This is a genomic window from Kurthia populi (assembly GCF_042686175.1).
GTDB classification, from domain to species: domain Bacteria; phylum Bacillota; class Bacilli; order Bacillales_A; family Planococcaceae; genus Kurthia; species Kurthia populi.
The window spans coordinates 1-12,225 of the sequence record NZ_JBHUOR010000094.1 but is presented as its reverse complement, the minus strand read 5'-3'; the positions used below and the strand labels follow the sequence as shown (position 1 = coordinate 12,225).

Below are 12,225 nucleotides of genomic sequence, written 5' to 3'. Positions count from 1 at the left end.
TTAAATCCCTGTACAATCGCTAATTTTAATGCGCTCGTAAATTTCGTCATAAAAAAACCACACCTCCAATTGTTAGATTGTGTCTAACAATTGGGGTGCAGTTCACTGCTTTGAAAGTGCTGTGTATTATACTTGTGACGATGAATCTGCTACATCCTTGTCGTTAAATGTCACACCTTTGTTTTTTTCGCTCTCTGTTACATACAATGCACATGTTAAATCACCTGTTGAGTTTGCCATCGTACGGGTCATATCAAGCAGACGGTCAACCCCAATAATAAGTGCAATCCCTTCAACTGGAAGGCCAACTGACTCTAATACCATTGCAAGCATAATTAAACCAGCGCCCGGCACAGCTGCCGTACCAATTGAAGCTAGCACCGCTGTTAGTACGACCATCGCCATTTGAGGTAATGTTAATTCAACACCAAATACTTGGGCAATAAAAATGGTCGCAACCCCTTGCATAATTGCAGTACCATCCATATTAATCGTTGCGCCAAGTGGCTGTACAAAGCTACTGATCGACTTTGGTACACCAAGTTTCTTTTGTGCAATTTCCATTCCTACAGGTAATGTCGCACTACTACTTGATGTACTAAAGGCCACTGTTAATGCTGGAATATATACTTTCCATACTTGTAGCGGATTGCGCTTTGCCAAAAGTTTGATTGCGCCTCCGTAAATTACAAAGAAGTGAACCGCAAGTGCAGCCAAAACCACTACCATATAAAGAAGCATAGCCTTTAATGCACTCCAGCCCTGTGAACCAACTGCTGAGGCAATTAAACCAAATGTACCAAATGGCGCTACTTTCATCACAAGCGTAACTAAAAACATCATAAGTTCATTCGCTTGCTCAAAGAAGCGCTGTACAGAGGCTGTTTTCTCGCCCAAAAAGCTAAGTCCTAAACCAATAAATAATGCGAAGAAAATAATTTGCAACATCGCGCCTGATGCCATCGCTTCGATTGGGTTTGCCGGAATAATACCAAGCAATGTTTCTGATGCAGGTGGCGCTTTTGTTGCCTCATAAGATAAGCCATCTGTTTTAAATGTACCAGCTTCACCTGGTTTAAAAATAAGCGCGAGTGTAATCCCGATAATAATCGCAATCGCTGTCGTTATCAGGAAAAAAATCATCGTCTTGGCGCCAATACGACCAAGCTTTTTGGGATCCCCAATATTCGCTACCCCTACCGAAATGGAGAAGAATACAAGTGGTACAATCAGCATTTTAATTAAGTTTAAGAAAATCGTACCAAGTGGTGAGAACAGGAAGCTGTCTAATTTTTCAAATAGTGCGGGTGATGTAATGTTTAAAATAATACCGACAATGGCACCAAGCACTAAAGCAATCAAAATCTGGACCGCTAAATTCATTTTTTTATTTTTCATTCCACATTTCCCCTTTCTCTTTTATTTTATTCTGAAAATTATAAAAAAGTAAACTGATATGTTCTTTTTGAATAGATATCATTCATTTTTTCTATAATCAAAATAAAAAGGTATGTGAATTGAAGCTATTTCACATCGATGAGACAACAAATAAGCGACTTTATTAGCTGAAATTAACATCTATTCTCTATAAAGTATCGCGAAAATTTACTCGCTAAATGCGTTATATTCTATTCATCTTAAACGCTACTTGCCATATTGAGTGCGTTTCACATGGCAAATAATACGTTTTTTCACATAAAAAAACACCTTCAATTTTTTTGAAAGTGTTTTTTTACTAGTGTTTCAGTTTTAGAAGATGCTTATTTTTTCTTACTAAATAAATCAGCCGCTTTTAATGCTGTTCTAACTGCTTTACGGTCTAATGTACGTTTTTGGAAATCGACTTTCTTTTGAAGTGTTTTCACTTTTTTATCAAGATGATTTTTTTGAATGTTGAATTTACGTTCTTGCATTTTTTTCTCTTCTTCTACATAGTTCATCCAACGTTTACTCTTATCATTTTGTGATAATGTGAAGAATGACGGAATCGCTTCACGTTTTGGCATAGCCGCTACTAATTCATCAAAGTAGACATGTGTTGGATTATTTGTTTCCTCATAAATATGTGGAATTTTATTTAAGTTTAAGAAGTGAATGTAGCGATCAAAGTTTTTCGGCGCTTGGCGAGAAACCGATTGGAAATCACTCTTCTCGATAACATCCCAGATGGATGTATCGTCCGTAATGTCTGGTCCATAGATGAAGTTCATATCATGATATTCAGCAAGTTCACGCATACGACCATCTTTTGGAATGATAATACTTGGTGTACCTGCTAAAATAGCAGCTACGTTCCCGTGAAGACGTGCACCAAAGCTTAAATCCGTTGTTTCTAAAAAGGCATGCCAGCTTGGAACATCTAAGAAGTAACGTACGCGGTCTTCTTGATAAACAGAATGCTCAACAGAATATGGGTAGTTTTTATCTGAGTTTGGTAAGTCAGGTCCGCCCAAATAAGACATACGCAATTCACGTAACCATTGTGGAATGAAGTGATGGTTGTCAAATTCACGCATACTACGCTCGATGAAATCAAGCACATTATCTGGTGATTTTGGTGAGTTATTTACAGAGATGATTGAATCTTTTGTAATGTTTGTATCACGAACGATTAATTCACGACCATTCATATACATTGAAGGACAGCCAATCACCATATGGTCTGTATCTTCTTTAAAGCCTAACCCTGTTAAGTAATCCGCTGTAATTTGGCCACGTACACCAACGATGGATGATTTATTTAACACCGCTTTTACAAAATTACGTACATCATCATCGAATGGATACGTTTGACCTGATTTTGGATCAAAATCAGTGCTTAAACCAACACCCACAACATAGACAGGAATTGTTAAACGATTAATTAAATCCGTATACGCACGTAATTTTGGTGCGAATTTTTCACGGAATGCATCTGCTAATGGAATAATATAGCCATCATAATGCTTATTAATATAATCCGCTTGATTTGGATTAATTTTATAGTAATCAGGTGTGATTTTTACGTCTTCTTTCATTAATGTACGGAAAATGCTATACGCATAAACTAAGTTTCCGACATTACTCCCGATTGAATTGTTTGCAGCCATATATGCAGCGTCAAAATTGTCTAGCGGCGAGACGCCAGCACGAATTAAATAGTTCTTCATAATATGTAACTTCCTCCTAAAATCTATACAAGTGTTCTCTTACTTCTATTATATTAATATACCCTCGCTCAGTTGTATTAAAACTCAATGACATTCATGTCAAATGTCATTGTTTCACAGTTAACATAGTAACATACTTGCATCGCAATGGTACAACAGAAACATTTTTGTAATACATAATATTATATGCGATTTTTTTGCGTATTATGATATTCTGAATATATTAATTATTTAGGAGTGATTTTAATGAACGGCGCTACTTACCGCATTGCACAGCTAGAAGATTTACCACGTATCGTAGCTATTTATAATTCAACTATTGCAAGCCGTATGGTGACAGCAGATACTGAGGAAGTTTCTATTGAAGATCGTACGCCTTGGTTTCACGAGCATACACCTACTCGTCGCCCACTTTGGGTAATGGAAATGAATGACGAAATTTGCGGTTGGATTAGTTTTCAAGATTTTTATGGACGTCCAGCGTATAATGGGACAGTCGAAGTCAGCATCTACATAGATGAGCGCTTCCGCGGACATGGTTTAGGCAAACAGGCGATTCAATTTGCATTAAACGCTTGTCCAGACCTAGGTGTCGAGACATTACTAGGCTTCATTTTCGGGCACAACGCTCCGAGTCTCGCGCTATTCAAACATTTTGGCTTTAGTCAGTGGGGCTTTTATCCAGAGATTGCTGAGCTAGATGGCGTCAAACGCGATTTAATCATTCTCGGAAAGAAAATCAATTAATTGCCATACATATAAAAAAAGCCGGCATCCCCTATTACGGTAATGCCGGCTTTTCTTTAACGACTTTCTTCTTTTAAAATACGAACCGTTTCATCAAATTCTTCGTCAATCGCATTATTTTTCTTATACGTTAGAAGACTGACAACAATCGTAACGATAAATGCTAATACAAAGCCTGGTACGATTTCGTAAAGCATAGCACTTAAGGCTTCATTCGACCCCCAAATAAATACGACTACTGCACCGATTACCATGCCTGATAATGCGCCCCAGCTTGTCAGCTTACGCCAATAAAGTGCAAGTAAAATCGTTGGCCCAAATGCGGCACCAAAGCCTGCCCATGCAAAGGATACTAATTTTAAAATCGTCGCATTTTTTTCCCATGATAAGTAGAACGCTACGATTGAGACGATTAATACAGCCATACGGCCCATAAAGACATAATGCTTATCAGAAGCTGTTTTATTAAATAACTTTTTGTAAATATCCTCTACTAGCGCAGATGATGTCACGATTAATTGAGAAGAAATCGTACTCATAATCGCAGCTAAAATGGCCGCTAGCATAACACCTGCGATAAATGGATGGAAGAAAACTTGTCCAAGTGCGATAAATACCGTCTCAGGGTCATCTAATGTTAAATTATTTTGTTTAAAGTACGCGATACCGACTAATGCTGTCGCTAAGGCACCGAATAAACTTAAAAACATCCAGCCAATACCGATACGACGCGCCTGTTTAGTTTCTTTAACGCTTGAAATCGCCATAAAACGAACGATAATATGCGGCTGACCAAAGTAGCCAAGTCCCCATGCTAAACTTGAAATAACACCGGTTGCTGTTGCCGTAGCAACAAAGCTCAGCAGCGATGGATCGACTTCTTTAATTGTTGCAACGGTTTCTGAGAAGCCACCTGTATAATACAAGCCAACTGCTGGCACCGCAATTAGTGCAACAAACATCGTTAAGCCTTGAATGAAATCCGTATAACTTACAGCTAAGAACCCACCGAATAATGTATACGCCACAACAACGCCTGCTACAATGAATAGCCCTGTATGGTACGAATAACCGAATGAGCTTTCAAAAAATACGCCGCCCGATACCATCCCAGATGATATGTAAAATGTGAAGAATACTAAAATAATAAGACCTGTCACCATACGAACGAAACCTGTGCTATCTTTTAAACGACTATCTAAAAAGCTCGGAATCGTAATGGCATTTTCTGATACTTGTGTGTAGACACGTAGACGCGGTGCAACGATGCGCCAGTTCGTATAAGCACCAATTGTTAAACCAATTGCAATCCAGCCCTCTACTAAACCTGATAAATAAATCGCTCCTGGTAAGCCCATTAATAGCCATCCTGACATATCGGCTGCGCCAGCACTTAATGCCGTGACAGCAGGGCCAAGTGAACGCCCGCCTAACATATAATCCGTCAAATTCGACGTGCGACGAAACGAATACCAACCAATTGCCAGCATCGCAAGCATATAAAGTACGATGGCCACTAGCTGAAAACTGTTATCTGACATCCTAACTCCTCCTTGTTTTCCTGACTTAACCGCGTTAATAATCGGAAAAGTCTAAATTTTGAAACGATAATAAAAACGCTTTCATTGTACTTTTACCCATTTAGAGAAAAAACTATTCACGAATCATTAAATAAATTATGGCACGAAAAAAGGATTTTGCAAATGCAAAATCCTTTTGCTTAATCTTCAAATTTTTTCAATCGGTATTGCAAACTCTGACGGCGGATATCAAGTGCTTTTGCTGCTTGTGATACATTGCCATCAAACAGCTCTAGCGCATTTTTAATATAATACTCTTCCATCTCCTGCATAAAAATCGTCAGTGGACGAATATCCTGCTTCGATGTTACTACAATCGATTGCACCGGTTTTACCTCTTCGTCATTTTGTACTTTCCAGCGGAACGACATCGGTAACTGGTCAAAGTCGATTTGGCGCTCGGTCGTAATCGTACTCATCGTTTCATCTAATAATACTTCAAGCTCTTTTAAATTTCCTGGCCAATCATAGCCCATAAAAATTTTCTCTACACGCGCTGATAGGCCATCTAATTGACTACCCGTTGTTTCACGATAACGCTTAAAATAATCATCAATAAACGGCTGAATATCTTCCTTGCGCTCACGTAATGATGGGACACGGACGCATACAGACGCAAAGAAGTAATATAGCGCTTTAGATAGCTTTTGCTCGCTAATTAAATCAATCGGATCATCGCCAACAGATGCAATGAATTGATTGTTTTCTTGATGATCTTCAAATAATTCCAGCAAGCGCTCTTGCCCCTCTAGGCTTAAATATTCTAAACGCTCACAGAAAATAGTGACGTGGCGGTCCTCTTCAAAAAGTGCCTCAATTTGCGATAACAACGCGGCTTCATCATGTCGACAAATCAATGTCACAAACTGCTCCTTATGCACCGGTGATGCATGATGGATACCTTCTGCAATCATATCTTTTCCGGCACCTGATTCTCCGTATAATAGTACCGGCATTTGATTTTCAGCAGCCATGCGCGCCTTTTCAATGACACGCGCCATTTTTTTAGATACGGCCGTAATCGTCTCAAACAATAATGGTTTGCCGTAACGACGAAGCGGCTGATAGGCGAGTAGTTCCCGCTCCGTAATATCGCGCATGATTTCAACAGCGCCGATTAATGCCTCGTCTTGATACACCGGGGTTAAATCCGATAATGTCACAAACTCTTCGCCTGACTTCAGCCAGTAGTTTTGACGATGATTTTTAATCGCCTGCTCCGTTTTGAGTACATGATAAATCAGACTATCCTGACCGCGTGCATCCAGTGCCTGTTCCATGCGCTCGTCACTTGAAATACCTTTTAGCTCACGCATTTTTTCGTTAAAAATAAGCGTTTTCCCCTGTGTATCAACCGCATGAACCCCCACTTCGATATGGTTCGTAATATAGCGGTACATCTCCGTTAATTCCATTCTTTTCATGGCATGCCTTCCTCTCGCTTAATGTCATTAAAAGCAAAATAAATTGTCTACACTTTACTTAAACATTTAATTATAATGCAAAAAAATTATGCACCCGATGTTTTTATTCTTTATTTTATTATACCCTACATTATTTTGATGGCCTCTTTATTTTTTTAAAATATTGAAATACCTGAAAAATCATTTAGACGAAGCATAAACTTTGACGCTCTGTCGTAATGGCTGTATAGTATTCATATGAACAGAATAAAAGGTCAGCCATCTCACAACTGATGTTCTTTTCTGACAGCTGACACAGACAGCAACATCGAAGAAACGTTGGAAAAATACGAAAACCGAGATTATGTCGCTGTAAGTCAGCCAACTACTAACTAGGAGGCTTTTTACATGACAAAATTCCAAAATGTAAAAATTAATGACAAAGTAATCGTCGAAAACGACAACCGCACAACAATCGGCACTGTAATGACAATTGGTGAGCACCAATTATCAATTCATACAGCCGATAACCGTCTATCGACTTACCATATTAATGATATTGATGAATTAGCGATTTTACTTGATCCAGTCGCTTAATGTATATAAAAAGGAGGGCGCAGCAATGCGACCTCCTTTTTTCTAATTATATCTCAATTGTCACTTCTTCATAGTAGCGGACGCAATTTCGACCACTACGTTTTGCCTCATACAATGCCTCATCTGCTTCTTTAAACAGTTGTGTCATATTTATTTCTGTAGCAATATGCGAATGAGACACGCCTAAACTAACAGATAATACTGCTTCAAAAGGGGATGCTGCATGTGGAATTTGCGCTTCAAATACAGCCTGCCTCACCTGTTCAGCAAATGCTTTTACCGTTGTATTATCATCGTCGTGATGGAAGCGAACGAACATAAATTCTTCGCCACCATAGCGCGCAACAAAGGTCTTCTCTGCTCCTGCCTGCTGTTGCAAAATTTTTGCAACCATTCGTAAAGCATGATCACCTTCTAAATGACCATAAAAATCATTGTAATGCTTAAAGGCATCAATATCTAAAATCACTGCACTCACTTGTTGATTTTCAACCTGCAAATGTTGGTCCATATAATGATACAACCCTCGACGATTTGCAAGTGTCGTCAATTCATCACGCATCGATAAATACGCTAATTCTGTATTCAGTGCCTCTAACCCTTCATTCGTTTCACTTAATAACTCACGTTGCATATGATTTTGTGCGGCAACATTGTATAAAAAACGCGAGCCAATTGTCGCAAACACCATAAACACCGTAATGTTAATCATATGCCCTAGAAAAATATCTTCATTTGCTTGTGCTTCATACATCGCAAATGAAATGATCACTAATGGAATAAACTGCATGACCATAAATTTACGCATCGAACAATGATACATTAACACACCGACTAATACATTCGATAAATAAGCGGTCACCTGTCCATACGAGAATTGGTCTAGCACTGTTAAAGCACCACCCCAAAAAATAAAAAATACATAATAACTAAAAATAAAACGATCTAAAAAACGAATATGCTGTTCTTTATTAGGCATCCACCATAGCAGTGTTAACGATACAGCTGATACCGTTAATAAAACAATATAAAAAATAACATAGTAATGTAAGGAAAATCCATGTTCAAAAATATTACGTATTAATAAGGCAACTTCAAAAATGATGACAATAATTAACGAAATTTTAGCACGGTTAACATTATCAATCGTTAATTGACTAAAAAATGAACAGCCTGGTTTCGTTTGTAAAAATAACAATGATTGCATTTGATTCTCCTACTCTATTCGCTAGTATCTATAGATAGTAAACCCCTTATCATCTAGTATAGTACAAATTTTGTTTATGTATCTAGAATAGTTCTACTCATTTAATAGGTCTATACGTTCTTTTTTGTAATCACAAGGGTTACTTTTAGTTCATTATTCAAAAAGGCCGTCCTAAATGGACGACCCAAAACCGAGGACTATAATTATTTTCTTACTTTTTTCTTTTTCTTAGCAACTTGCTTTTTTTTGCTTATTTTTTTGTTTGCTTTTTAACCGCTTTTTTTGGTTTATCAGGAACAATTGATGTATTGACATATGCCGGATTATTATCGCTCATCGTCGGCATTGTATACGTTTCGGTTTTTGTTTCATACTCAATCATTTCTTCATCTGCCGCAAACGCTTGTGCTGGCCCTACTAACATCACTGTACCCATCATTGTCAACATAATCATTTTTAGGTTTTTTCTCATATTCTTTTGTACTCCTCGGTTTTATTTTTCTTTTTTTATTTCTCTAATAAACCTAAAATACCATATTAATTAAAATTTTAAACATTTTAATTAAAAAATGGTTATATTATACCGAATATCAATCATTTAAAAACTAATTTTTAGACAAAATAATAGAGAAAATGAAATAGCATCTCAGCAGACACTCCCTACATTTTCTCTAATTTTTTTATTTAGCTTGTTTTTTTGGTAATAACACCGTAAATATCGTGCCACTATGCAACGTGCTATCGACCGTAATTATACTATTGTGTAGCTGTACCATTGATTCAACAATTGATAGACCTAATCCTGAGCCTGAGATGGTTTGCGTACGAGCATCATCCGCACGATAAAAACGCTTAAAAATTTGCTGGCGTTGTTCGTCTGTCATGCCAATGCCACTATCTTTTACTTCTAGGCGTACTTTATCTCCATCATTTGTAGCAATCACTTCAATACTGCCACCATCACGATTGTATTTAGTTGCATTCGTCAATAAATTATCGACAATCGTTCCTAACATGACTGCATCTGCTTCAAGTTCAATATCCTCAATTTGAGAGCGCAACATAATGCCTGCTTGCCCAATCTTCCAGCGATGCTGATGAAGCATTTCATGTAATAAAGCTGTGAAATCCACTTTTTCAAATTTCACTAAATGCTGCATTTGGTCAATGGATGTTAGTTGTAGCAATTGCTGTGTTAAATTGGATAACCGCTGAATCTCACTATTAATAACGTCAATATATACTTTCTTATCCTCATTCGTTAGCGTATCTTTTGCCAATAAATTCGTATAGCCTTTAATACTAGAAAGTGGCGACTGAATATCATGCGACACATTTGAAATAAATTCGCGGCGTACATCTTCCATTTTCGCAAGCTGTGCCGTCATATATGAAAAGCTCGTTGCCAGTTGCCCGATCTCATCTTTCGTCGTCACATCAAGTGGCACATCAAATTTCCCTTCTGCAATGACATGCGTTGCACGTGTCAATTTACGAATAGGCTTGACCAAATAATACGTACTAATAAAAACAAATAAAATACTTAATAAAATAGCTGCTGCAAACATAACACCAAATAGCCCATGCATTTCATTAAATAATAATTTAATATCTGGTCGTAAAAATAATGCATATTGATGCTGATCATGTGAAAGCTTCACGCCCACCGTATTAGATAATTCATTGGCAAAAAAGCCTGTCACAAACGTTTGTTGTGGAAAATCACGTATGCCATGATAGGGCTTGCCCGCTAAAACGTCGTTAATGGCTTGCTTTGATATTGTTGTATCGCGAAACGCCGAACCGAAAAAACGTTCATTGCCATTATCCTCGACAATATAAAATTGATAGCCAATTTCAGATAAATTCTCTAAATATTCATCTAGTGATATATCTGGGTGCAAGGACGTAAATTCTGCAATACTTTGTGCAATACGCATATTTTTCTCATCATTTTCAGGCTTTAACTTTTGCTGGTAATAGCCATTTGCCAATACAAAAGCGATAAGCGAGCTCACAACCATAATACAAGCCGTTAAAGCGACAAATTTTGTATACAGCGTCTTCATGCATAAACCTCTAGCATATACCCAACACCGCGTACTGTCTTAATTTCAATGTCTTCGACTAAATCACGGAAATGCTCTCGTAGACGTTTGACGTGCACATCGACTGTACGCGTATCACCTACAAAATCAAGTCCCCATACATGCTCAATCAGCTGTTCACGCGTAAAAGCTTGTCGTTTATTCGCAACTAAAAAACGGAGAAGTTCAAATTCCTTCGGTGGCAAGAAAAAGGTTTCATTGCCTACGACGACTTTAAAACTCGCTGTATAAATCATTAAATTGCCTGCCTTTAGCACGTCACTGTCTTCCTGTACATGATAGCGTCGCAGTAGCGCTTTTAAGCGAAATAATAGTTCTTGTACATCAAAAGGTTTCACTAAATAATCATCTGTACCCGATTCATAGCCTTTCGCTTTGTCATTAATTTGATTTTTTGCTGTCAGTAAAATAATAGGTAGATCAATATTTTTACGTAGCTCTTTTGTTAATTCAAAACCGTCCATAAATGGCATCATTACATCAAGCACTGCCGCATCAATTACTTGTTTTTTTGCAATGCTCAGTGCCTCCATACCATCCTTCGCTGTTAGAACGTCATATCCAGCATCTCGTAATGTCAACGATACAAGTTCTAAAATATGTACATCGTCGTCAGCTACTAAAATTGTTACCATCGTATTCACTCCTCTATCCTTCATCATACAAAATGCATACAAAAAGGCAAAGCGAAATGCTTTGCCCTCAACTCACGATTATTGTTCATCAATAAAACGTGTCATATAATATTCATCAATATATCGTCCATCAATTAACATGGCATCTTGCTTTGTTCCTTCAATCGTATAGCCCATTTTACGGAAGAGGAAGATGGCCTTTACATTATTCGTTAACACCATTAACTCTAGACGGTGTAAGCCATTATCACGCGACCAAGCATGCATATGTTCGAATAACTTCGTGCCGACACCTGAACTTCGTGCCTTACTATGCACGCCAACAGCGATTGTTCCGCAGTGCTTCGTGCTATGTATGACACCACGCTTCACTTGCAGATAACCAATAATATCGCCCGCTTCCTCCGCTACAAAGATCGTCATCGAATCTTTATTGTCCGTTATCCACTTCGCAATCCGCGCTTCATTTAAATCGATTTCTCCTAGCTGGAACACAACTGAATCATATGCATCGGCATTTTTAATTACTTCTACTAATTGTGCCGCATCGTCTGCTGTCGCAATACGAATATCCATCCAAACACCACCCCTTTTACTCTTTATCTGTTTATTACCCTCTTTTCATAAGATTAACATGACAATCCTATGTTAATTTTTACTACTTCAATGATAACAGAATGTTCTGTATAATTGAAAGTAGGAGCATTCCTGTTAGAAGGATTTTCAGAGACTTGAAAACAAAAAAGCCCTCCTGTATGATGCTTGAGTGTCAACTGGCATTGACGCGCATAATATACAG

11 protein-coding genes are annotated in these 12,225 nt (G+C 37.9%); 2 read left to right on the top strand and 9 right to left on the bottom strand.

The genetic code is table 11. The annotated features are described in order from the left end of the window. Positions 1–126: 126 nt before the first annotated feature. Together ACFSY7_RS11215 and ACFSY7_RS11210 are read right to left on the bottom strand one after the other, a co-directional pair. Positions 127–1,383, bottom strand: coding sequence for a dicarboxylate/amino acid:cation symporter (locus ACFSY7_RS11215; RefSeq protein ID WP_380147885.1), 1,257 nt, complete (start codon positions 1,381–1,383; stop codon positions 127–129). Positions 1,384–1,760: 377 nt separating this feature from the next. Beyond that, positions 1,761–3,149, bottom strand: a complete 1,389-nt coding sequence (locus ACFSY7_RS11210) for a polysaccharide pyruvyl transferase family protein (RefSeq protein ID WP_380147884.1) — start codon at positions 3,147–3,149, stop codon at positions 1,761–1,763. Between the two features lie 246 nt (positions 3,150–3,395). On the opposite strand from ACFSY7_RS11210, the gene ACFSY7_RS11205 reads away from it, so the two are divergent. Beyond that, entirely contained in the window at positions 3,396–3,896 is a 501-nt protein-coding gene (locus tag ACFSY7_RS11205) for a GNAT family N-acetyltransferase (protein ID WP_139993535.1), read from the top strand. Between the two features lie 56 nt (positions 3,897–3,952). On the opposite strand, the gene putP is transcribed toward ACFSY7_RS11205, so the two are convergent. Together putP and ACFSY7_RS11195 are read right to left on the bottom strand one after the other, a co-directional pair. Beyond that, a complete protein-coding gene (putP, locus tag ACFSY7_RS11200) occupies positions 3,953–5,437 on the bottom strand; it encodes a sodium/proline symporter PutP (RefSeq protein WP_380147883.1) in 1,485 nt (494 codons plus the stop codon). Between the two features lie 179 nt (positions 5,438–5,616). After that, positions 5,617–6,900 (bottom strand): sigma 54-interacting transcriptional regulator, encoded by a 1,284-nt coding sequence (locus ACFSY7_RS11195; protein WP_380147882.1) that lies wholly within the window; start codon positions 6,898–6,900, stop codon positions 5,617–5,619. A gap of 387 nt (positions 6,901–7,287) precedes the next feature. Between ACFSY7_RS11195 and ACFSY7_RS11190 the strand changes: the two genes are divergently transcribed. Continuing rightward, the gene (locus ACFSY7_RS11190; protein ID WP_126991860.1) at positions 7,288–7,476 is read left to right on the top strand and encodes a hypothetical protein; all 189 of its coding nucleotides are present in this window, start codon (positions 7,288–7,290) and stop codon (positions 7,474–7,476) included. A 46-nt stretch (positions 7,477–7,522) separates the two neighbouring features. Here ACFSY7_RS11190 and ACFSY7_RS11185 read toward each other — a convergent pair whose 3' ends face one another. The 5 genes from ACFSY7_RS11185 to ACFSY7_RS11165 all read right to left on the bottom strand — a co-directional run bounded on the left by ACFSY7_RS11185 (position 7,523) and on the right by ACFSY7_RS11165 (position 12,002). Next, positions 7,523–8,683 carry a GGDEF domain-containing protein gene (locus ACFSY7_RS11185; RefSeq protein WP_380147881.1) on the bottom strand — a complete coding sequence of 387 codons (1,161 nt, stop codon included), beginning with the start codon at positions 8,681–8,683 and terminating at the stop codon, positions 7,523–7,525. A 250-nt stretch (positions 8,684–8,933) separates the two neighbouring features. Beyond that, on the bottom strand, positions 8,934–9,155 hold the full coding sequence (locus ACFSY7_RS11180; protein WP_380147880.1) for a hypothetical protein: 222 nt from the start codon (positions 9,153–9,155) through the stop codon (positions 8,934–8,936). Between the two features lie 208 nt (positions 9,156–9,363). Next, entirely contained in the window at positions 9,364–10,752 is a 1,389-nt protein-coding gene (locus tag ACFSY7_RS11175; protein ID WP_380147879.1) for a sensor histidine kinase, read from the bottom strand. After that, positions 10,749–11,426 (bottom strand): response regulator transcription factor, encoded by a 678-nt coding sequence (locus tag ACFSY7_RS11170; protein ID WP_126991864.1) that lies wholly within the window; start codon positions 11,424–11,426, stop codon positions 10,749–10,751. The genes ACFSY7_RS11175 and ACFSY7_RS11170 overlap by 4 nt, the downstream gene beginning before the upstream one ends. A 78-nt stretch (positions 11,427–11,504) precedes the next feature. Next, positions 11,505–12,002 carry a GNAT family N-acetyltransferase gene (locus ACFSY7_RS11165; protein ID WP_126991865.1) on the bottom strand — a complete coding sequence of 166 codons (498 nt, stop codon included), beginning with the start codon at positions 12,000–12,002 and terminating at the stop codon, positions 11,505–11,507. Positions 12,003–12,225 lie beyond the last annotated feature (223 nt).